Raw genomic sequence first — 21,647 nt, 5'->3', positions numbered from 1 at the left:
CGCTCAAAAGCTGACGCGCGCGGTCACGCCGTAGGTACGCGGCGCGGCGGGGACGAGCAGGTTGTAGTTGAAGCCCGCACCGCGCAGGTCGAGGCCGTAGGCCAGCACCTTGCGGTTGAATGCGTTGTTGATCCAGCCGCGCAGCTCGATGTTGTCATGCTGCCAGGCGAGCGCCGCATCGACCTTGGCATAGGCACCCTGCTGCAGTTCGGAATTGACTTGTCCGGTGCCCGCCACGTCGGTCGTGTTGAAGGGCGAGAAGTACTGGCGGCTGAAGTAGTTGACCGAGGGCGAGAAAGTCACGCTGTCGCGCCCGGTGTCGAACACCTTCCAGTCCACTCCGAACTGCGCGGTCCAGCGCGGAGCGAAGGGCAGCGCGTTGCCGGACAGGTCGACGCCCTGCAGCGACAGTTCCTTGTAGGTCGCGTGGAGATAGCCGCCCGAGGCGTTGATCGTGAAGCCGGGCGCGGGGCGCAAGGTGGCCTCGATCTCGCCGCCGTAGACTTCGGCCTTGGGTGCGTTGACGAGGAAGTTGACCGGACCGGCGCGCAAGTCCTGCACCTGCTGGTTGGTGTAGTCGTAGTAGAACCCCGCCGCCGACAGCGTCAACATGTTGCCCAGCAGGCGGCCCTTCACGCCCGCCTCGTAGGCATTGACGCGCTCGGGCTCGACGTAGTTGACGCCTGCCGAGGAGGTGTAGCTGCCGCCGTTGAACGCGCCCGAACGATAGCCGCGGCTGTAGCTGGCGTAGACCAGCAACCCGTTGTCGAAGGTATAGCTCAGCGCAGCGCGGCCGGTGAGCGCGTTGTTCTTGCCGTCGAGGTTGAAACGCGCGTTGGGGTCGTAGGCGCAAGTGCCCGGCGCGCCGCTGCACGGCACGGTGGAGGCGATCGGCGTCATCGCATCGTCCACGCCGCCCGCGAACAGGAAGGCATAGCCGTCGCGGTACTGGCCGCGATCCCAGGTGTAGCGCGCGCCCAGCGTCAGGACGAGCTTGTCGGTCAGGTCGTAGTCGCCCTGAAGGAACGCGGCGTAGGAGCGGCGGCTCTGGCGGTAGTGCTGGAAGAACCCGCCGTCGACGCCCGCGCCCAGCGCGCTGCCGATGTTGAAGCGGTTGTCGGTGACGGTGCGGTCCCAGCCATAGAACAGGCCGCCGACGAGTTTCAGCGCATCGCCTTCGTAATTGATCCGCGCTTCCTCGCTGAACTGGCGGAATCCGGACTGCCACGTGATGTCGAGCACGTCGTTGGGCGATCCATCAGCCGCCTGATCGAGATCGAGCTTGCCGCCGTCATACGATGTGATCGAGGTGAAGGTGACGGTGGGGCTCAACTCCACCGAGACGTTGCCCGCGATGCCCCATGCGTCGGTGCGGCTGAGGCCGACGCGGTTCTCGTTGATCTCGAAGAAGCCGAGGTTCGATGCGGCGCGTTCGCTCGGGATGCCGAGCGGGGTCGCCTGCGTGCCGCGATCGCGTCCGGCATAGGCGCGGATCTTGATGTCGACGGCGCCGTTGCCGGGCTTGGCGCGCAGGGCGACGCGGCCCTGCAGCGAGTCCACGCTGTTGGCATCGCGGCCGCCGGGGTAGACGTTGCGGATCTGTCCGTCGCCCTTTTCGTAGTTCGCGGCGATGCGCAGGCCGAGTTCATCCTCGACCATGGTTGTCTCTACCGCGCCCTGCGCCTTGAACGTGTTGTAGTTGCCGTAGCCCGCCTGAAGGTAGCCTTGAGTGCCGTTGAGTGCCGGTTGCCGCGTGATGAAATTGATGGCGCCGCCGGTCGTATTCCGGCCGAAAAGCGTGCCTTGCGGGCCGCGCAGCACTTCCACGCGGTCGAGGTCGAACAGGCCCATGCCATGGCTGGTGCGCGCGGCGATGTAGACGTCGTCGATGTAGACGCCGACCGGCGATGCCTGGTTGGAGTTGAACTCGTTCGCCACGCTGATGCCGCGCAGCGAGAAGTTGGGCTGGGTGCGCCCGAACGAGCTGCTGACCTGCAGGTTCGGCACCGCCGTCGCGAGTGAGGCGGAGTTGGTAATTCCCTTTGATTCCAGTGCGTCACCGCCCAATGCAGAGATCGCCAGCGGCACGTCGAGCAGCGACTGCGAACGGCGCTGCGCGGTGACGATGATGTCTCCGGCAACGGCGTCGCTGCCCTGCGGAGCCTGCGTCGCCTCTTGCGCGAGCGCGATGTTGGAAACGCCGCAGCTCAGGATGACGGACGCGATTCCAGCCTTGGTGATGTTCATGTGCACCTCTCCTCCCTCGCCCCGTTTTTCATCTCAGGGGCTTCGTCGGGTTGCCCCATGACTAGCCGCTGCGGGCCTCCATGGCTTTAACCGGGCTTGATCCCGTTTTTGTCATTTCTTGCGCTCGCCTTGAGCCCTCGCCCTCTTGCGCCCCAATGTCGCGGAGACGGCGGATCGACAGAGTCCGCGCCCGAACTTGCCCGAGAGAGGTTTCATCGATGCACCCCAGGCCCTTCGCCTTCAGCGATGCGCAGCGCCCCGCCCTCGTCATTCCGGCGACGGGAGAGACGGTCAGCTACGGCGAACTGGAAGCCGCCGCCAATCGCGGCGCCCACCTGCTGCGCCACCTCGGCGCGCGGCGCGGCGACGTCGTGGCCCTGCTGATGGACAACGAAAGCGCGATCTTCGACGTCGCCTGGGCCGCGCAGCGCACCGGGCTCTACCTCACCAGCATCTCGACCAAGCTGGGCGCGGCGGACATCGCCTATATCCTGCGCGATTCCGGAGCACGGCTGCTGGTCCACTCCGACCGCCTCGCCCCCTCGCCGCCGAGGCCCTGCGCGATGCGCCCGGGGTGGAAAGCTACGATGCCGGCCGCTGGCGCAGCGCGATCGCGCACTATCCCGAAACCCCAGTGGCGGACGAAAGCGCGGGCACCGACATGCTCTATTCCTCGGGCACCACGGGCCGTCCCAAGGGCGTGCAGCCGCCGCTGCCGCAAGGCCCGCTGGACGAGACGACGCCGCTGGAAACGATGGGCACCGCGCTCTACGGCATGGGCGAGGACACCGTGTACCTCTCCACCTCGCCGCTCTACCACGCAGCGCCGCTGCGCTGGGCGATGACGATCCATCGGCTCGGCGGCACCGTGGTCATCATGGAGCGCTTCGATGCCGAGGAAGCGCTCGCGCTCATCGAGAGCCACAGCATCACCCACGCGACATGGGTGCCCACGCACTTCGTGCGGTTACTGAAACTCCCGCCCGAAGCGCGCGCGCGGCGCGATCATTCCTCGCTGCGAGCGGTGATCCACGCCGCCGCGCCCTGCCCGGTGCCGGTCAAGCAGGCGATGATCGACTGGTGGGGGCCGATCGTCCACGAGTACTACTCGGGCACCGAATGCTGCGGGATCACCGCGCTGTCCTCGGCCGAGTGGCTGGAGCGGCCCGGCTCGGTCGGCAAGGCGGTGCTGGGCAAAGTGAAGGTGCTGGACCCCGAAGGCCGCGAACTGCCCCCGGGGAGACCGGCGACGTCTATTTCGCCGATGGGCCATCGTTCGTCTACCACAACGATCCACAGAAGACCGCTACAGCCCACAACGACCGGGGCTGGGCGACGCTGGGCGACGTCGGCCACGTCGATGCGGATGGCTATCTGTTCCTCACCGACCGGCGCAGTTTCATGATCATCTCGGGCGGGGTGAACATCTACCCGCAAGAGATCGAAAACCACCTCATCACCCACCCCAAGGTCGCCGACGTGGCGGTGATCGGCGTCCCGCACGAGGAGATGGGCGAATGCGTGCTCGCCGTCGTTCGCGCCGCCGAGGGGCAACCGCCGGCCCTGCGCTTGCGGAGGAACTTGGCGCCTTCGTCCGCGCCGCGCTGGGCAGCGTGAAGACGCCGAAGACGTTCGAATTCCGCGACGAACTTCCGCGCGAACCCACCGGAAAGCTCATGAAGCGCAAGCTGATCGACGAATTCAAGGCCCGCTGACCGTGCAACGCCTGATCTTCGAAGAGGAGCACGACCTGTTCCGCGCCTCGGCCGCGCGGTTCATGGCCGCCGAAGTCGCTCCCCACGCCGAGCGCTGGCGGCGCGAAGGCATCGTCGAGCGCGAGGTGTACCGCAAGGCGGGGGCCGTCGGACTGCTGTGTCTCTGGGCCGACCCCGCCCACGGCGGCGCGGGCGTGGCGGACCTGCGCTTCGACCAGATCGTCATTGAGGAGAACGTGCGCGGCGGCGAGCCGGGGTTCTACCTGCACCTGCACAGCAATCTCGTCGCCCCCTACATCGCCGCGCTGGGCACGCCGGCCCTGCAGGGCCGGCTGATGCCGCGCGTAGTCTCGGGCGAGACGATCCTGGCCATCGCGATGACCGAGGCAGGCGGCGGCAGCGACCTGCGGGCGATCCGCACCCGCGCCGTCCGGGAGGGCGACGGCTGGCGGCTGACCGGCGCCAAGACCTACATCTCCAACGGCATCCTTGCCGACGCGGTGGTCGTCGCCGCGCGCACGGGAGAGAAGACGCTGGGCCTCTTCATCGTCGAACGCGGCATGGAGGGCTTCGAGCGGGGCGGGAAGCTGGGCAAGATGGGCCTCGCAGCGCAGGATACCGCCGAGCTGTTCTTCAACGACGTACAAGTGCCCGGTGACAACGTGCTCGGCGACCCCGAGGCGGGCCTGCCCGCGCTGATGCGCTTCCTTGCCACCGAGCGGCTGATCGCAGCCATCGCCAGCATCGCGGCGGCACAGACCGCGCTGGCGCTGACGCTGGACTTCGCGGCGACGCGCACCGCTTTCGGACGCCCCGTCGGCCTGTTCCAGCACAACCGTTTCCGCCTTGCCGCGCTGCGCAGCCGGATCGACGCGGCGCAGGCGTGGATCGACCAGCTGGTGCTCCTCGCCAATGCCGCGCGCCTGACGCCCGAGGACGCGGCGGCGGCCAAGCTGGTGGCCAGCGAACTGGAGGGCGAGGCCGCCGACCTGGGGGTCCAGCTCCACGGCGGCGCGGGCTACATGGACGAGTACCGCATCAGCCGCATGTACACCGACGCGCGCATCAGCCGCATCTTCGCCGGATCGAACGAGATCATGCTTGAGATCATCGCACGCGGCATGGGGCTGGACGAACGGGGAGTGCCGTAGTCCGGCAGATCAAGAAACGTCAAAATCGATGCGCATTTTCGACAAGGCATTGCGCGGATTTTGCGTTACCCTGTCCCGATCGAAGAGCAGCACAGCCTGCCGGACCGGGAAAAGGATGACAATGGACGCAATCGCCACGATCGTCTCCATGCAGCGATCGCGAGCCACCGCCCAGGGTGCGCCGCGATGATCGCCGCATGCGACATCGCCTCGCCCAGCACATGGCACGGCGAGGCAATCATTGCCGACACCTTGCGGCGCGGCCCCGAGGTCAGCCTGGAATCAAGCGACGGACGCTGGCGTTTCAGCCGCTGGCGCCAGTTCGTGGGCAGCTATGCCCTGCCCGGTCTGCCCGATCCGCTGTTCGTGGTGCAGCTTGCGGGCAAGGCCAACGTGCGCACCTGGGACCGCGACGGCTGGAGCGACGATGCCGCCTATCCCGGCGCGGCGACCATCGTGCCCGCGACGATGCAGACGCGCTGGCTGGTCGACGGCGAACTGGACGTCATCACGCTCAGCATCGATTCCGACGAACTGCGCTCGGCCTCGGTGCTCGACCAGTTCTCGCGCATGCGCTTCGCCTTCAACGATCCGCTCGGCTCCGCCCTCTCGCGACAGATCCTGGCCGAGCTTTACGAACCAGAATCGGGCGCCCGTGACATCTACGTCGCCTCGCTGATCGACGCGCTGAAGGCGCACATGCTGCGCGGCCCGGCGCGCACGACGGCGGCCGATTTCCCGGTTTCGGCGTTCTCCTCCTACCGCATCCACCACATGATGGATACCATCCGCCGCCATCCCGAGGCGGAGCACAGCCTGGAGAAGATGGCCGCCGACGCCGGAATCACGCCTTCCCACTTGTGCCGCGTATTCCGCAAGGCGACCAACATGACGCCGCACCAGTTCGTGCTCAAGACCCGGCTGGAGCGCGCGCAGCAGATGCTGGCACAGTCCGATGCGCCGATGAACGTGATCGCGGAACTGCTGGGCTTCGGCAGCCAGAGCAGCTTCAACAGGGCATTCCTAAAGTTCTGCGGGGAAACGCCGTCGCGCTATCGTAGCGGAAGAACATCAATTGAGTTGTCATGATGTCATATCAAGCCATCGAGATCCTCGATCGAGGATCTCGATGGTTCGACGCCTTCGCATTGAGATAATAAGATGTATTTAAGCAGAAAAATCAATTTTTTGATAAAAGATTTTATCTGAAAAATGATCGGTGAAATTTAGCTGCACGGTTCCATGCCGTTTCACGCGATGACCAGTACCGAGCGATGAATGAACCGCACGAGGTCTGCATGACTTCGCGCGCCGGTCTTGGCGTAAATCCGCTTGGAATAGGTGCGCGCCGATTCAACCGTCAGGCCCACTTGTCCGGCGGCCTCTGCAATCGACATGCCGCGACTCAACGCCAACGCCAGCCGCGCCTCACTCGGGGTGAGGTCGAACAGTTGGGCTAGTTGATTGCAGCAGTCGGTCGAGGACCAGTTGTCGGCATGGAGGTAGCACACGATCGCCGGCGCCGCCTGTGTCGTTCCCGTCCGCTGCCCGGACGGAAGCATAAGCAGGTCGAGCCACGGTTCACGCGCAAGCACGATCGCCTGTGGCGGCGCTTGTGGGTCAACCGCCAGTTCGCGCACCGCGGCAAGTAGTTGGCGACGCAGCGCCGTGTCATGGGCCGTCAGCTTGCCGTCCCTGCCCCGCGCTATGCGATTACCCGCGTCCAGCATGCGCGAACCATGCGCATCGGCATCGAGAACGCGCCCTTCTCCGTCAAGGGTGAGCCACCCAAAACTCATCCGACGAACCGCTTCTTGCGTGACGGTCGCGGTCATCCGCTCACGCTCCAACGCCACGAAGCTGCCAAGCGCGGCACGCATATACGGCGCCATCGCTTCGAGCAGACGATCGACTTCTGCTTCGAACTCCCTATTGCGCCGGGTCACCGTGATCCAGCTGCTAGTGCCCTCACGTGCGGCAAAGCGGATCATGCGCATATGATTCATGCCGGAAGGTACCAGCAACTGGGTGAGATAGGCGTCATGCGCCGGCTCCCCGAAATGCAACAATTGATCGAGCCGGTACGTGCGCCCCTCCACCATCTCGTGATAAGGCATCGGATCGCGCAGATAGAGGTCCTCGCGATACAGACGCGAAACCGGCGCTGGCGATGGCGCGCCGGAATAGAGGTGGATCACCCGCGCCTCAGGCGTCCCCAGCGGCAGCGGACGGAATACGAGGCTGGCATAATCACCCGCAACCTCCGCCCGCAAGACGTCGAGGAACGCGCGCCAGGGCGGATATTCCACCAGCCCGCCGATCAGCGGGGCGATCAGATGTTCGATCGTCAGGCTCTCTCCGGGCATCGCCTCATCCCCAAATGGGAATTTGCTTCACCCGGTGCCTAGACCACCCATGGTCATCGAACAAAGGGCCGAAAGGCACGCATCGTACCCACGATGCACCGCAAGAGGATGAGCCGATGAATGTGACTATCCGATGAAAGTCCGGCCCGCCGCCTTCCTGCGCACGACCCTGCCGCTCGGCATCGACATGGCGGGCGAGTACGATTCGGGTCGCTACCATTCGATCTGGCTGCCCGATCACATGGTCAGCTTCTGGCCAGATTCGATCTGGACGCCGGAGTTCACCGATCTCGCGATCTCCTCGCCCAGCCCGCACCGACATCTGGACGGTATCGCGGTCAGTGCGGCCACCGCCGTGCTGACGCGGAACACCCCGATCGCGACTACGGTGGTCGATACGGTACGCAGACATCCTTCGCTCCTGGCGCAATCTGCCCTGACCGTAAGCCATCTGTCGAAAGGCCGGTTTATCCTTGGGCTCGGCTCGGGCGAGTTGGAAAACATCGTGCCCTATGGTTTCGATTTCGCGAAGCCGGTCGGCAGGCTGGAAGAGGCTATCAAGGTCATCAAGCTGCTGTGGCACTCGGATGGACCAGTCGATTTCGAAGGCGACTTCTTCCACCTCCACCACGCGCGGATGGACACCGAGCTTTACGAAGGTAAGCCGCCGCCGATCTGGCTGGGAGCCGCAGGGCCGAGAATGCTTGGCATCACCGGGCGCGAGGCGGACGGCTGGTGGCCAGCAGGCTCCTGGACGCCCGAGGACTATGCGGCCAAGCTCAAGCTAATCCTTGACGCAGGCGAGGCGGCAGGGCGGGACATGAGCCAGTTCACCCCGGCGATCACCCAGATGGCGCTAATCGGCGAGCCCGATGAGATCGACGAAATGTTGCGCGCGCCGATGGTCAAATCGATCGTGCTCATGATTACCGCAAAGGATCTGGCGCAGTTTGGCCACGATCACCCGATGGGGCCGGACTGGCGCGGCATCATGGATTTCGACCCCGTAAAGCTCAGCCGCAAAGCCATGTTGAAATTCTGCGACGAGATGAACCCGCAGGCCATCCGCGACATCCTGCCTGTCGGTACACCGAAGGAAGTCGCATTGAGGGTCAAGGGCTTCGCCGATGCCGGGATGCGCGTCTACAAATTGATGGAGTACGGCGCGATGGGCGGCATGAAATTCGCCGCGAGTTCCGCCGCCAAAGTCCGTGAGACCGAGGACGAGATCGCCCGACTGGTGGAAGGCTGAACGGTGGCCCGGCTCGACGCGCAGCAATTGCTGGAAAATGCGATGGCTGAAACTGGCCTGTCCGACTGGGCAGACGACAGCTTCCAGGAGCGCTTCACGCTTGCCGTTGCGCATATACAATCCATTCCGATGGACGAGCCCGGACGGCAGGCGGCGGCAGAAAATATCCGCTGGCTGCTTACCGACCGCCTGCGCTTCTTCGATGACCGCAACAGGTTTCCGCTGGCCGCCGAAGTGATCGAGCGCCCGATGTTCACCAGTGGCGAGCCGCGATCGGGGACCACGCTTATGCACGCGCTCATGTCGGTCGACCCCGATGCCCGGGCATTGCGCTTCGCCGAAGTCATGCACCCCTCGCCACCACCGGGAACAATAGAGGGAGCAGATGCGCGCTATCTCCTTGCCGACGCCGAATGGCGGGAGATCAATGCCAAGATGGCCAAGTGGCTACACTGCCACCCTTATAACGACATGCTCGGCAACGGCCTGCCTGAGGACGAGCGGACCTGGGCCTTCGATTTTCGCGTCATGACGCCGACCGCCTGGTGGCGTGTGCCGATGCAAAACTTGGCCATGGGTCTCCCGACCGATGCACCGGCGCAGTACCGCATCCACAAGGCCATGTTGCAGGCTTTCCAGTACCGTCGCCAGCCGAAATACTGGGTGCTCAAGGGTTTTCACACCACCCGCCTCAAGGCATTTTTCGACACTTATCCCGATGCCACGCTGGTCTGGCTGCACCGCGACCCGGTGATGGTTGCCGCCAGTTCGACGATGATGATGGCGGACATCATGGAAGGCATCGTCGGCCAGATTGATTTGGTAAAGGAAGCTCAGGCACACCTCGAACGTGTGCGCTGGTCAATCGGCCATACCATGAGTGATCCGCTGGTAAACGACCCCCGCATCCATCACGTCCGTTACACCGATTTCGTCGCAGACCCCATCGGCACCTTGCGTGGGTACTACGGCTTCGCGAAACGCGAATTCGGCGCGCGGCAAGAACAGGCCATGCGCGCCTACCTTGCCGATAACCGTGGCGATCGCCACGGCAAGTTCCACTACTCTACACAGGTTCTTGTCGATGCCGGCTATGCGATCGGCGATCTCAATGCCGAGTTCGCCCCGTTCCGCGAGCGATTCGGCGTTCCCGTCGAAGTGCGCGGATAAGGCCGGTGCATCCCCGCATCAGTCTGCATCAGGTGGCTTTCATCGCCGACCCCACGGCGGTATTCCTTGATTTCTGCTGCAGCATCGGCGTGCAGCACTGCACTCTGGCCGCGCCTTGCATGCAGACGAAGGAAAGCCGATCGAGCATCAAACAGAGCCCAGTGAAAGTCGGCTGCATCAACCATCTCTTCGCGGTACACCCGAACCTCGAAAGCGATGACGGCACCGCCGCCGAAAAGCTCCTCGACAGCATCGAGATCGCAAGCGAACTTGGCGCGCCTGCGATCTATCTTCTTACCGGAGGACGCGGCACATTGTCCTGGGACGAGGGCGCAATGCGCTTCGCCGACCTGCTGGCGCCCTGCCGCGATGCTGCGAGAAATGCCGGCATTCGCCTGCTGGTTGAGAATAGCTCCGCGCTCAATGCGGACATTCACATGGCCCATACCCTGCCCGATGCGACCCGCCTTGCCCAAATCGCGGGTATCGGCATCTGCGCGGAACTGCATGCATGTTGGACCGAAGCCGACTTGCACGGCAACCTTGCCCGGGCCATGCCTCTGACTGCGCTCGTCCAGGTCAGCGACTACGTTCTCGGCGATCGTAGCACGCCCTGCCGCGCGGTGCCGGGAGACGGCTCAATCCCGCTCGAGGCCATTCTGCGCGATGTGCTGGATCTCGGATACTCCGGCCTGTTCGACCTCGAACTGGTCGGTCCACGCATCGCGGCCGAGGGTGCGCGCGAAGCCTGTGCGCGTGCCGCCCACTATCTTTCTGACCTGCTCGATAAACTTGGAGCCTGAAATGGCCTGTGGCGATGGACCGGACGACACATCATTGCGTGTGGCATGGGAGAAGTTCTGCAACGACCTCAAGGACGCGGGGCTCGCGACATTCAAGAATGCCAATCCCGCCGATCCGCTGCAGCGGGCCGATGCCTTCCGTTTCCTGACACAGAACCTGGGCCAGGCCTTCGATCTTGCGCTGGAAACCCGCGACCCCGCATTCCCTCAGATTCACCCCTTCGTCACGCCGACCCGAAAGCTTGGCGGCGACCTTGCCGACTTCACCTATCGTCAGGCATGGATCGACGGAAGCCGGACCTATCGCATCACCGGCCGCAAGGGCAGCGCACGCTGGCTCAACGTGACCGTCCAAGGCCCTCGCCCGGCCACGATCCCCGATACTGACTGGCCATCACTTCACGAGCCCTTCGGCGACATTCCCCAATGCAACATCCTTGGGTCACAGATCAAAGGCGATGCCCAGGGCGACTTCGAACTGTTCGTTGGCGGTGCTCCACGGCCATGCAATTGGCTCCCCACCACTGCCGGCAGTCGCAAGTTGTTCATTCGCGAGGCTTTCGACGACTGGGACGAAACGCCCACAACCCTCACCATCGAAGCCCTCGACATGGCAGGGGCAAGGCCGCTCCCCACGCCGGGGCGTATGATCGAGGCGATGGAATGGGCTGGAACGTTCATCAATGGCGTGATGCGCGACTGGCCCGAACATGCATGGCAAACATCGCACGGGGTATGCGATCCAAACGCGCTCAATGCGTTTCCTTCAGGCCGGATCGCCAACGATGCTACTGACGTGAAGCGCGGGCGCATGGCCGCGCACATGGTCTGGAAACTGGAACCGGACGAAGCGCTTATCGTCGAGATGGACATGCACCCCGGCTTCTGGATTTTCGGCATGGGGGGCGCCTTCATGGGCTCGATGGATTTCCTGTACCGGCCGGTCAGCTACACGCCCGGCCGCACGCACATCGATACCGACGGAGTTGTGCGCCTGGTGCTCGCTCACGACGATCCGGGCGTCCATAACTGGCTGGACACCCAGGGCTTCCGCGAGGGCAACCTGACGTACCGCAACCTGCTTACGCAGGACGCTGCGCAGTTTCGTACAAAGCTCGTCGCACGCGAAAACCTGTTGGACCACCTTCCCGGCGATACAGCACACGTCACTCCCGCCGAGCGCGAGAAGATGCGGCGTGATCGCTACCGTGCAATCAAACGTCGCTACGGTATCTGACGGTCTCGCATCAGTCGCTGCACGGTACGCAATCCGGAGGGTTTCAAGTGCAATCTTGATTTGGTCAGGTTTGTTCTCCTGAACCCTAGCATCATTCATCGGCCCGGAAGACGCCTTTGACTGCGACAAAACTGTCCCCGAAGCAGCTGCCGATCAGCAGGTCGTCGTCAGCCTGCACCGCCACCGTAGCAGCATTGAGCGGCGCGCCGGTGTGAGCAAAGATGCGTTGCGCCGTCATCGCCTTTACATCGATCTCGTAGACTTCCGAGGGCACCGGGCAGGGCGCTGCAGGATCAACGAAGCACGCCATCGGCTTCGGTCCGGCCGCAACACCTCCCACAAGCAAGCGCCCGGCCATCGTCCATGATGCGTTATCGGGGTTCGGCACCGCCACAGTCGCGACCACCTGTCCGCTGGCGAGGTCGAGTTTGCGCACGTCACCGCCCTGGCTTGCCGTATTGATATAGGCGTATCGGCCGGCATGATCGACCTGCACTCCGTTAGGCATCGGAGTATCGCTTCCAGGCTGGCGCGCGATCATGCTGCCCGGTGACCAACGCCACAGAAAACCTGTGTTCTCGCCTTTGGCGGCACGACTGGCGGCCTCGCGCGTCGCCGCGCTGTTGCCCATGTGCATCGTCGATACGAGAAACCCTCCGCCCGGCAGGGCCGCAACGTCATTCAGATGGCTGGAAGCGGGCGCGACGACGCAGCCACGCCACCGCGCGAACCATCGCTTGCCCCTCGGCAGAAGTTCCAGGAACTCCACCGACTCCCGGCTTCCGTGATTGACGACGAGAAGCTGCCACGCGCCGTCCTGCCGACGCGAGAGGTGGATACCGTGGGGCAGCAACGCCTTCCCGATTTCCTGCGTACACGCCGGATCACCCCAGCCCAGCCGCCCTCGAGCCGTCGAGGCAGCAGGATAGAGCGGCGTGACCATACCGTTCTCAAGATCGACCAGCTTCAATACACCCGGCTGCGGCTCTATGCCCGTGGGCCCAGCCTTCAGGTGCATGTCGCTGGCAATTACACTGTGCGTCCCGGGGATAGGCTCAAGATCCTCGGGGAAAGGAACGCCGCAATAAGGCCTCAGTTCGCCCGTGAGTTTACATGGCTCAGGGGATGCGGAAGCGGCATGCCCGGGCGTAGCTGATGACACGTTAGAAAACAGGGCGGTAAGGATGCCCGCCGCAAGGACTAAACATCTGATATAGTCCATGAAATCTCCAGTTTCATAGGAAAAGACGGCTCGCCGATCAGCGATGCGACGAGCCGATTCCTCCCCAGGAATGCCATTAATGTGAAAGCAAAAGGCGCGACCTCTCAGCCCGCCAGCGATGTTGCTTCGTGCACGTCATCATCCAGCAAAGGCAGTAGATCGGCCGGCACCTGCAAGTTTTCACGCAACGTGCGCCCTTCGTATTCGGTACGAAACAACCCTCGTCGCTGGAGTTCGGGAACGACCCTTTCAATAAATTCCTCGAAAGACACCGGATTGACCGCCGGCATGATGTTGAAGCCATCGCACGCGCCACCCTCGAACCAGTGCTGCAGTTCGTCGGTGACATCCTTGACCGTTCCGATCACCGCAAAATGCGCGTTGGAGGCGGAAGAGCGGATAAGCACCTCCCGCAAGGTCAGGCCCTCCCGCTTTGCGGCCTCGACGTGATGCCGTCCCCGGCTGATGACCGATTCCGGCGGAACATCGGGGAACGGTGCATCGAGATCGTGGCCGCTCAGATCATAGGCCTTCAGGGCCAGCTGGAGTCTTGCTCGTGCCGCACGCAGATCGATGCGGGTGTCGAGTTCCGCCCACTTGTCCTGCGCTTCCTCGCGCGTTTCGCCGACCACGACGAGCGCACCGGGCATGACCTTGACGTGGTCCGGGTTGCGGCCCCAGGCAGCCGCGCGGCGGCGGATGTCGTCGCGAAACGCTTGCGCCTGCTCGAACGTCGATTGCGCGGTGAAGATAGCTTCCGCCACGCGCGAGGCCATCGCCCGCCCTTCCTCGGACTGACCCGCCTGGATCAGCAGCGGTCGGCCCTGCGCCGAGGCGACGCCCTTGAGCGGCCCCCGCACCCGATAATGCCGGCCGACGTGGTTGATCAGGTGGATGCGGTCGAGGTCCTTGTAGGCACCGCCCTCCTTGTCGCGCGGATAGGCGCCCGGCTCCACGCTGTCCCAGAGCTTGAGCACGACGTCGACGAATTCCTCGCCCCGAGCGTAGCGCTGCTCCTGCGGCACGAAAGTTTGGTCGGCATATTGCGCGGCATCGTCGGGAGAAATGCCGGTAACGATGTTCCAGCCCACGCGGCCGCCGCTGATCCGGTCGAGCGAAAGGATTTCGCGCGCCGCATCGTAAGGCGGACGATAGGACGTGGCGATCGTCGCTGCGAGGCCCAGGTGCGTGGTGTGCGCAGACAGCGCCGCCAGCAAGGTCATCGGCTCGAAATTGTCGCCGCCGCTGATGTACCGGAAGACATCCGGGTTTTCCGCGTCGCTGGGCGAGGCGGTGTCGGCGATGAACATCATGTCGAATTTCGCCGCCTCCAGCTTGCGCGCAAGCTCGACCCAGCGGGAGAAGTCATGGCCGAACGCATTGTCGGCATCCGGATGGCGCCATCCCGCCTGATGGTAGCTGCCCCCGCAGAAGGCGCCCAGCTTCATGTGTCCTTTGTTGGTCTTCATGTCGAAACACCGCTCCCGATCGTTAAGGCCGGACTAGGCCACTTCAGTCCGGACGGTCCAACAAACCCGCCGTGCCGGACGTCCAACCACACCTGCAATTCGTCTGCCGCCCCATCGTCAGGCGCGCAGGACGACGGCGGAGGGGTCATGGAAGAAGCTGCCGATGGAGATCAGCGCTGCGCTTGCCCCGGGCACCTGCCTTTCGCCCAGATCGCCGCGCAGTTGCCGTGCAGCCTCCGCATAGAGATTGGCGCCGCCCGCCCGGCCATGCGAAAGTCCGCCACCGCCGGTCATGACCGGCACGCGGCCGTCCAGCATCAGCAGGTTGCGCGAGGCATCCCACGAGGACCGGAAAAGGTCTGTCGCCTCTCCGATGCCGCAATATCCCGCCGCCTCGGTGATCGCGACCGCGTCCATCGTGTACCCGTCGTAGGGGTAGAACAGGTCGATGTCGGCGAGCGAGAGTTCGCTGCGCTCCCACAGTCCGCGATGGGCGACCTGAAACGAATTGTCGCGCCAGCCCGCGAAATTCTCGTAATATTCACCGATCCGGGTGCCACCAAGCGACATGGCGTGGACATAAACCGGCTTCCTGCGCAAGTCGCGGGCACGCTCCGCAGTGGTTATGACCAGCGCCTCGGCGCAGTCGCACGGCACGTCCATGTCGGCGATCTGCATCGGATCCCAGATCGTGCGGCTCGCCTCGTAGTCGGCCAGCGACAGCGGATGTCTCAGTATCGCCTCGGGGTTGGCCGTCCCTTGAGTGCGGCAGTTCACCGCCATCATCGCGAATGCGTTCTTGCCCACGCCAAAATCGTGCATGTACCGGCGCATGATCGCGGCATAGGGCTCGCCCGAATGAATCCAGCGCTTGGCGAAGTCGCCGAGCCCGACATCGCCGCCGACGTCGGCATACCGCGCCGCCCTTGCCCGGTACGGGTCGCGCGCGGCGGAGCGGGACATGTTCGCGCCGCGCACGTTCGCCTGGACCAGCAGCGCCATGTCGCAAAGGCCGGAAAACACGGCCTCCACGGTGAAGACCAGCGCCGATCCGAGCCAGCCGTTCTTGCCCCATGTGCAGCGTTCGATCCCCAACGCGCCCTGCAGGCTGAGGAAGCCCGCGCCTCCCATCGCCAGCGGAGTCATGCCGGTGCCGCAAATGCCGTCGACCTCCCCGGGGCTTATTCCAGCGTCGCGGATGGCGGCGACGGCCGCCTCCAGCCCCAGCGCCAGTTCGCTGCGTCCGAGGTCGCGCCCGTACCGGGTCGAGCCGATGCCGACGATCGCCACTTTGTCCCTGAGCGGATTACGCGCCATCGCGTCAGCCCATGTCCAGCGGCGTGAAGGCGGGCCAGCGACGGCCCTCCTCCTCGATCCAGGTGAGCTGCACCGGCATGTCGTGCCGCAGCCGTTCGGGCGGGCACCCGACCACGCGCGAAAGATAGCGCAGGCCGGGTTGCTCTACGAGTTCGATCGCCGCGGCCAGCAACGGGGTCGCCAACGGCTTGTCTGGATCACGCGACTGGTGGATCAGCGTCCACATGTAGAGCCTGCCGAGCCCGCTCACCTCCGCAGGCTCCACCGAGAAGCTGAGGCATTCCGGACAGAGGGGGCGGTGAGGGTAGATCCAGTGGCCGCACTCGTTGCAGCGATTGACCAGCAACCGGCTGCGCATCAGCCCGCGATAATGCGCGATGTTGTCCCGGTCGACATGGACGTCGTGGAAATACGCAAAGACCGCAGGGTCGTCAGGCTCGGTCACCGGTAGCCTCCGTGCGAAAGACCGCCACTTTGCCATTGCTCGCGGCGATCCAGTCGATGGCGACCGGCATGCCGATTGCGACCGTATCCGGATCGGCATCGACGAGGACGGAAACGAGACGCACACCGGGCGCGTCGTCGAACTCCACGAGCGTCGGCATCCGCACCTTCGTCGCCTCCCCGGAGATCGGCAGAATAGTGAAGGTATGGATCCGCGCCTGTCCGGTCGGCCTCCATTCGACCTCTTGTGTGCGACAGCTCGGGCAGAAAGGCCCGGCGGGCCAACGGAAGGCGCCGCAATGGAGGCAAGCGGGCATCCGCACCTCGCCCTGCTCCCCCCACTGCCAGAACGGTTCTGACCAGGCATCGCGAGCAATCTCCAGCGCCGCGAAATCGGGCGTGATGCTGAGCCTCATGGTTCGCTCCTCAGGATCGCGGCGGTCATCGGCGTCGGCGCGGGACCACCGGTGACGAGCGCCGTGCGCGCACCCTGCACCTGGTTCACCGCCGTGCCGCGCAACTGCTCCACCGCCTCGCGGATATGCGTCATGCCCACGACGTAGGCTTCCGACAGGTGGCCGCCGTGCGGGTTCACCGGGATCGCCCCGTCAAGCCGGATCGCGCCGCTTTCGACGAACGGCCCGCCCTCGCCTCTGGCGCAGAACCCGAAATCCTCAAGCTGCATAATCACCAGCGGCGAGAAATGGTCGTAGAGGCAGGCCACGTCGATGTCCGCAGGCGTCATGCCGGTAAGCTGGTAGAGCCGCTCGGCCACCTTCACGCCGCCCGCCGAGACGAAAGCCTCAGGCGTCTGTCCCAGCCAGAAGAAGGCCCTGCCCCAGTCGCAGCTGCCATGCTGCGCGGCCCCGGCGATGTAGACCGGCGGTTGCGGCCGGTCGCGTGCCCGATCGGCTGCGGTGACGACGAAGGCCAGCGCGCCATCGGTCTCGAGGCAGAAGTCGAACTTGCACATCGGATCGGCCAGCATCGGCGCTGCCATGTACTCGTCCATCGAGAGCGGCTTGCGGCGGAACGCGGTCTCGCGGGTCGCGGCCGCCGCGCGGGACGCCATGACGACTTCAGCGAAAGCCTCGCGCCGGGTGCCGAACTCGTGCATGTGCCGCCTTGCCGACAGCGCGAGCGCCTGACCGGGGCCGTTCAGACCGGCGATACGGTGGAAGATGTTGTCCGGGCTCGCCGCGAAGTTGCCGAGCGCCTGGCCGACCCGCCGCCCGACCTGCTGCGTCGCCCCGATGCACACCACGTTGCGCGCCCGGCCCGTCGAGACGGCCATGTCGGCAAGGTCGAGCATCCCCGCCATGCCGCCGCCGAACGCGGAGACGCAATGCGCGAAGGTCACGTTCTTCAGGCCCAGTTGCTCGATGATCATGCCGGTGTCGAAACCGAAAGCGAAGAAAGCCAGACCGTCGACATCGTCGATGTGCAGCCCGGCATCGGCTACGGCGGCCAGCACCGCCTTGTCGATCAGTTCCAGCACCGTCTGCGGCGCGCTCTCGCCGCGGAAATAGTAGGGCGTCGCCCCGCTGCCGACGATCGCGGATTGCGCTTTCCTGCCCATGTCACTGCATCTCCAGAGCAGGCACCGTGCGGGACGAGGGATCGTCCCCGGCATGACTGCCGGGCGCCGTCCTCCCGCGCGGCAGCATCAGGAACACGAGGCTGCCCAGAGCGATCGCGCAGGCCACGACCATCAGGAACGGCGCGAAGCTGTCACTGGTGCGCAGCAGCACGCTCAACAGCAAGGCCCCGAGCGCGGAGGCCGCGAAAACCCCGCAGTAGACGAGGCTGAGCGTCGTGCTGAATATCCTTAGCGGGAAATACCGCGCGACGAGGAACGACTGGAGATCGCCTTCGGCGCCGACCGCGAAGCCCACCATGAACATCGCCGCTCCGATCACGACGGTGGTGTCCACAGAACTGGCCAACAACGCATATCCCAGCGCCGGCGGCAGCATCGAGATCGCCGCGACGACCGGGGCCGAGAACCGGTCCAGCGCCAGTCCGCAGCCGACCCGCCCGATCACGGTGCCAAGCCCGTAGATCGAGATCATCCCCGCCACCACTCCGCTGCCGAGATGATTGTCGTGCAGCATCAGCGCCATCTGCGAACTGTGCAGCGGCGTCTGCAGGGTACACAGCAGCATCGCGACGAAGATCATCCAGAACGGACCACTGCGCAGGATCGCCCCGTAGTCCGCCCGCACCGTGGCGACGTGGACACGCGCACCTGCAACACCGTCCCGGTCGTGAGGCGGCACGAGCGCCAGCGCCGTCAGTCCGCAGACCAGTACGAACACCGCCAGCGTGCGATAGCCGACCCGCCACCCCCAGGCGTCGATCACCGCCGTCAGCAAGGGGGCGGCGATCGCCCCAAGCAAGGCGGGCGCGATCGTCACGAACGTCAGCGCGAGGCCGCGCGCCTTGTCGAAATCGGCCGCGATCAGGCGGGTGTAGACCACCGGGCTGGTAAAGCTGCCCAGCGCCAGGATCATGCAGGATATTGCGAAGTAGGTGGGGAAGCTGCCGCTCATGAAGCTGTAGGCGCTCAGGCAGGCAGGGATGCCCAGCACGCCCACCAGCGCGGTGCGCCGCACGCCGAAGCGGTCGGTCAGGCGGCCGATGAACGGCAACGCGATCAGCGTCGAGAACATCGCCAGCCCGATCAGCGCGAACTGTGATCGCGACCAGCCGAACGTGCGGACCAGATATGGCCCGAAGATCGTCGTGGTATAGCTCATCAGCATGAGCCCGCCGCCCGACCCCAGGGCGGCGGCCGCCAGCGATCGGGCATTGCGCCGGATCTCGCCGAAGTAGCTTGCGGGCACCGCCTCCATCAGCGGCTGCCGATGGCGAAGCGGGCGGTCAGGCCGATCTCGCGCTGCGGAGTCAGGGAGATGATGCGGTAGCGGCTTGCCGGAGTGACACCGCCTACCACCGACGCTCCGCTCACCGGAGCCGTGGCCCCTCGCGAAAGCACCTTGTCGGTATCGAACAGGTTCTTGGCGTAGAAGCCTACGTCCCATGCACCATCGTCCGCGCGTACACCGGCGTAGAAATTGACGAGCGCGTAGGCCGAAATGTCGTCGATCGGGTTCACCGGATCGTTGCGCGACTTGCCGTAGAAGCTGGCAAGGCCACGGAGATAACCATCGATTCCGGAACCGATCGGCGCGATATACTCGGACTGCACGGTGGCCGTGAACGGCGCGTTCGGCCCGGCTCGCAGCCCGTCGACCTGACAGACGGAGACCTGCTCACCACCCGAAGCATCGAGAATCTGCGCCGCCGTGGGGACGCCCGCATAGGGATTGCAGGGGATCGTCGCGTTGTCGATCGTGCCCTTGGCGTAGCTCATCGTCGCGCCGATGTCCCAGCCGCGCATGGGGGTGCCGGACACTTCCAGTTCGGCGCCGTTGACCTTGGCCGGAACGCCCACCGTCAGCGCGGTGATCTGGCGTACACCGACGGAACCGCCGACATCGGCGATGTAGAAGATGCTCGGCGCCGCATAGGCGAAGTTGTCGAAGGTCTGGTGGAACACCGTTGCATTGATCCGCAGACGACCGCCCAGCCACTGCGATTTCACGCCCAGTTCGTAGGACTTGGACTTCTCCGGATCCGGATAATACAGGCTGGCGAGCAGCCCGTAAGGTTGCGACTGATCGCGCAATTGCACGGGATTGGACCCGGAGCCCGGCCGCCAGGATGTGCCGAAGCTGGCATAGGCCATCAGGTCACGGGTGAAGTTGTGCTTGATCGATGCCGAATAGATCGTCGCGTGCAGAGTGCGGTCTTCGTCAGCCGCGGGAACCGGCACGCCCCGGGTCACGAGGCTTCCCTCGGAATGATAGCGGATGCGGCGGATGCCCCCTGAAACCTCGGTGCCCTCGCCCAGATGCGCAGTCACGTTGCCGAAGAAGGATCGCTCGAACGAACTGCCGACGCGCTCGACCGGAGTGCGGTTCAGCAGAAGAGGCCGCGCCGTGCTCCCGGCGAAAACAGGCGTCTGAACCTCGAGGTTCGTCGGATTGTAGAGCTTGTTCCACAAGGCCCCGACGACGTAGTCGAAGATGCCGAGAACGCGCTGGTCCGACGACAGCCGCAGTTCATGGTTGGTCTGCTTCGCATTGGTGCTGGAATTCTGACCGGCGCCGAGAAAATCCTCCGGTGCCGTCGCAGGCAGCGCGGCGCCGAGGTCGTTGGGCTGCAGCGATCGGTACTTCTGCTTGTTGTGCGAGCCGAGATAGTTCAGCGACTGCCCGAATATCTGCCAGTGGGCGGCCCAGTTCCAGACCGTGAAGCTCTGACGATAGGTGTAGGGCGTATACATGACCGAGGTGCGATCGTCCGGCGTCAGCGCAACCGGCGCCGCAGGTGCGGCCGGGTCGATGTAGTCGAGCGATTCCGCCGGCAGGAAAGAGACGGCCTTGCGGATGGTCTGGGTGTAGCTGCCGTCAAGCGTCAGCCCGTCGATCGGCTCCGCGCGGACGGACAGGCGCCCTCCCTGCGTGCGGCGGCTGGGCTTCGCATCGTCGTTGATGCTGTGGATGCGGTTGTCGTCGGTCTCGTCCATGACCCCCGCAAGGCGGATCGCCAGACGGTCCTGAACCAGCGGGATGTTGAGCGCCGCCTGCCCGTTGACGTCGCCCCATGTGTTCACCGTGGCGATCATCGTCGCACCGACTTCGGACAATTCGGGCTTGTGGGTGGTCACGGTGATCGATCCCGATGGCGAGGCGCGGCCGCGCAACGTCCCCTGCGGGCCGCGCAGCACCTCGATCTGGCCGACGTCGAACATCGACTGGAACAGGATCGCCGCCGTGATCGGCGCATCGTTCATGTAGAATTCGATGGTGCCGTTGTTGCCGCTAGCGTTCACGTCAAAGGCAACGCCGCGCAGCGTAGCGCGGGTGGCGACGCCATTGGGCTCCTGCCCCAGAGACAGCCCGGGCACGAGCGCTTGGATCTCACGGAATTCACGCAGGTTGAGTTTCTGGATCTCCTGCCCGGTCACCGCCTGCACGGTCAGCGGCACGTCCTGCAGCGACTCTTCGCGGCGGCGGGCCGTGACGATGATGTCCGCGCTGATGTCGGTCGCCTGCTGCGACTGGGCTTCCTGCGCGGCGGCTTGCTGCACCTGCGACGCCGCACACAGGGCAAGCAAGCTTGCTCCCGCGATGGCCGTTTCCTTCAAGCTCGTCATCCGTTCCTCCCTCGTTATTTTTGATTTTTC

General features: G+C 64.8%; 17 protein-coding genes and 1 pseudogene. 7 read left to right on the top strand and 11 right to left on the bottom strand.

Annotated elements, in window-relative coordinates; translation table 11 throughout:
• Positions 1-3: 3 nt before the first annotated feature.
• A complete protein-coding gene (locus tag KZO24_RS19040) occupies positions 4-2,247 on the bottom strand; it encodes a TonB-dependent receptor (protein ID WP_271182997.1) in 2,244 nt (747 codons plus the stop codon).
• 218 nt (positions 2,248-2,465) lie between these two features.
• Here KZO24_RS19040 and KZO24_RS19035 point away from each other — a divergent pair.
• Positions 2,466-3,962: pseudogene (locus tag KZO24_RS19035) on the top strand (acyl-CoA synthetase).
• 2 nt (positions 3,963-3,964) lie between these two features.
• The gene (locus KZO24_RS19030; protein WP_271182999.1) at positions 3,965-5,113 is read left to right on the top strand and encodes an acyl-CoA dehydrogenase family protein; all 1,149 of its coding nucleotides are present in this window, start codon (positions 3,965-3,967) and stop codon (positions 5,111-5,113) included.
• Between the two features lie 9 nt (positions 5,114-5,122).
• Here KZO24_RS19030 and KZO24_RS19025 read toward each other — a convergent pair whose 3' ends face one another.
• A complete protein-coding gene (locus KZO24_RS19025; RefSeq protein WP_271183000.1) occupies positions 5,123-5,263 on the bottom strand; it encodes a hypothetical protein in 141 nt (46 codons plus the stop codon).
• Positions 5,264-5,299: 36 nt separating this feature from the next.
• Here KZO24_RS19025 and KZO24_RS19020 point away from each other — a divergent pair, with 36 nt between their 5' ends.
• Positions 5,300-6,202 carry a helix-turn-helix domain-containing protein gene (locus tag KZO24_RS19020; protein ID WP_486487545.1) on the top strand — a complete coding sequence of 301 codons (903 nt, stop codon included), beginning with the start codon at positions 5,300-5,302 and terminating at the stop codon, positions 6,200-6,202.
• A gap of 161 nt (positions 6,203-6,363) precedes the next feature.
• On the opposite strand, the gene KZO24_RS19015 is transcribed toward KZO24_RS19020, so the two are convergent.
• Positions 6,364-7,422, bottom strand: a complete 1,059-nt coding sequence (locus KZO24_RS19015; RefSeq protein ID WP_486487544.1) for a helix-turn-helix transcriptional regulator — start codon at positions 7,420-7,422, stop codon at positions 6,364-6,366.
• Positions 7,423-7,612: 190 nt separating this feature from the next.
• Between KZO24_RS19015 and KZO24_RS19010 the strand changes: the two genes are divergently transcribed.
• From KZO24_RS19010 to KZO24_RS18995, 4 genes are read left to right on the top strand one after another with little or no spacing between them, the layout of a single operon-like run.
• Positions 7,613-8,731: an LLM class flavin-dependent oxidoreductase gene (locus KZO24_RS19010; RefSeq protein WP_271183003.1), complete on the top strand. Its 1,119-nt coding sequence runs from the start codon at positions 7,613-7,615 to the stop codon at positions 8,729-8,731.
• Positions 8,732-8,773: 42 nt separating this feature from the next.
• Positions 8,774-9,901, top strand: a complete 1,128-nt coding sequence (locus tag KZO24_RS19005) for a sulfotransferase family protein (RefSeq protein WP_486487726.1) — start codon at positions 8,774-8,776, stop codon at positions 9,899-9,901.
• Between the two features lie 5 nt (positions 9,902-9,906).
• Entirely contained in the window at positions 9,907-10,704 is a 798-nt protein-coding gene (locus tag KZO24_RS19000) for a sugar phosphate isomerase/epimerase family protein (protein ID WP_285019901.1), read from the top strand.
• Position 10,705: 1 nt separating this feature from the next.
• Positions 10,706-11,941: a DUF1214 domain-containing protein gene (locus tag KZO24_RS18995; RefSeq protein WP_486487543.1), complete on the top strand. Its 1,236-nt coding sequence runs from the start codon at positions 10,706-10,708 to the stop codon at positions 11,939-11,941.
• Between the two features lie 91 nt (positions 11,942-12,032).
• Here KZO24_RS18995 and KZO24_RS18990 read toward each other — a convergent pair whose 3' ends face one another.
• The 8 genes from KZO24_RS18990 to KZO24_RS18955 form a co-directional block, all read right to left on the bottom strand.
• On the bottom strand, positions 12,033-13,163 hold the full coding sequence (locus KZO24_RS18990) for an SMP-30/gluconolactonase/LRE family protein (RefSeq protein ID WP_430099199.1): 1,131 nt from the start codon (positions 13,161-13,163) through the stop codon (positions 12,033-12,035).
• A gap of 104 nt (positions 13,164-13,267) precedes the next feature.
• Positions 13,268-14,632 carry an LLM class flavin-dependent oxidoreductase gene (locus KZO24_RS18985; RefSeq protein WP_271183008.1) on the bottom strand — a complete coding sequence of 455 codons (1,365 nt, stop codon included), beginning with the start codon at positions 14,630-14,632 and terminating at the stop codon, positions 13,268-13,270.
• Between the two features lie 117 nt (positions 14,633-14,749).
• Positions 14,750-15,949 (bottom strand): thiolase family protein, encoded by a 1,200-nt coding sequence (locus KZO24_RS18980; protein WP_271183009.1) that lies wholly within the window; start codon positions 15,947-15,949, stop codon positions 14,750-14,752.
• Between the two features lie 4 nt (positions 15,950-15,953).
• Complete coding sequence (locus tag KZO24_RS18975) at positions 15,954-16,394, bottom strand: Zn-ribbon domain-containing OB-fold protein (protein ID WP_486487542.1); 441 nt, start codon at positions 16,392-16,394, stop codon at positions 15,954-15,956.
• Positions 16,381-16,809 carry a Zn-ribbon domain-containing OB-fold protein gene (locus KZO24_RS18970; protein WP_271183011.1) on the bottom strand — a complete coding sequence of 143 codons (429 nt, stop codon included), beginning with the start codon at positions 16,807-16,809 and terminating at the stop codon, positions 16,381-16,383. Before KZO24_RS18970 ends, KZO24_RS18975 begins: the two co-directional genes overlap by 14 nt.
• On the bottom strand, positions 16,806-17,972 hold the full coding sequence (locus tag KZO24_RS18965) for a thiolase C-terminal domain-containing protein (RefSeq protein WP_486487541.1): 1,167 nt from the start codon (positions 17,970-17,972) through the stop codon (positions 16,806-16,808). The genes KZO24_RS18970 and KZO24_RS18965 overlap by 4 nt, the downstream gene beginning before the upstream one ends.
• Before the next feature lies 1 nt (position 17,973).
• The gene (locus KZO24_RS18960; RefSeq protein ID WP_271183013.1) at positions 17,974-19,248 is read right to left on the bottom strand and encodes an MFS transporter; all 1,275 of its coding nucleotides are present in this window, start codon (positions 19,246-19,248) and stop codon (positions 17,974-17,976) included.
• Positions 19,248-21,617, bottom strand: a complete 2,370-nt coding sequence (locus KZO24_RS18955) for a TonB-dependent receptor (protein ID WP_271183014.1) — start codon at positions 21,615-21,617, stop codon at positions 19,248-19,250. The genes KZO24_RS18960 and KZO24_RS18955 overlap by 1 nt, the downstream gene beginning before the upstream one ends.
• Positions 21,618-21,647 lie beyond the last annotated feature (30 nt).

The organism is Novosphingobium sp. NFX11 (genome assembly GCF_057376415.1).
The sequence above is the reverse complement of the archived record's forward strand: the minus strand, read 5'-3'. Positions and strand labels throughout refer to the sequence as shown.

Excerpts from the sequence above, each read along its gene's own strand:
- KZO24_RS19040 (WP_271182997.1), bottom strand. The coding sequence starts at position 2,247 with ATGAACATCACCAAGGCTGGAATCGCGTCCGTCATCCTGAGCTGCGGC.
- KZO24_RS19025 (WP_271183000.1), bottom strand. The coding sequence starts at position 5,263 with ATGGAGACGATCGTGGCGATTGCGTCCATTGTCATCCTTTTCCCGGTC.
- KZO24_RS19020 (WP_486487545.1), top strand. The coding sequence starts at position 5,300 with ATGATCGCCGCATGCGACATCGCCTCGCCCAGCACATGGCACGGCGAG.
- KZO24_RS19010 (WP_271183003.1), top strand. The coding sequence starts at position 7,613 with ATGAAAGTCCGGCCCGCCGCCTTCCTGCGCACGACCCTGCCGCTCGGC.
- KZO24_RS19005 (WP_486487726.1), top strand. The coding sequence starts at position 8,774 with ATGGCTGAAACTGGCCTGTCCGACTGGGCAGACGACAGCTTCCAGGAG.
- KZO24_RS18995 (WP_486487543.1), top strand. The coding sequence starts at position 10,706 with ATGGCCTGTGGCGATGGACCGGACGACACATCATTGCGTGTGGCATGG.
- KZO24_RS18990 (WP_430099199.1), bottom strand. The coding sequence starts at position 13,163 with ATGGACTATATCAGATGTTTAGTCCTTGCGGCGGGCATCCTTACCGCC.
- KZO24_RS18985 (WP_271183008.1), bottom strand. The coding sequence starts at position 14,632 with ATGAAGACCAACAAAGGACACATGAAGCTGGGCGCCTTCTGCGGGGGC.
- KZO24_RS18980 (WP_271183009.1), bottom strand. The coding sequence starts at position 15,949 with ATGGCGCGTAATCCGCTCAGGGACAAAGTGGCGATCGTCGGCATCGGC.
- KZO24_RS18970 (WP_271183011.1), bottom strand. The coding sequence starts at position 16,809 with ATGAGGCTCAGCATCACGCCCGATTTCGCGGCGCTGGAGATTGCTCGC.
- KZO24_RS18965 (WP_486487541.1), bottom strand. The coding sequence starts at position 17,972 with ATGGGCAGGAAAGCGCAATCCGCGATCGTCGGCAGCGGGGCGACGCCC.
- KZO24_RS18960 (WP_271183013.1), bottom strand. The coding sequence starts at position 19,248 with ATGGAGGCGGTGCCCGCAAGCTACTTCGGCGAGATCCGGCGCAATGCC.
- KZO24_RS18955 (WP_271183014.1), bottom strand. The coding sequence starts at position 21,617 with ATGACGAGCTTGAAGGAAACGGCCATCGCGGGAGCAAGCTTGCTTGCC.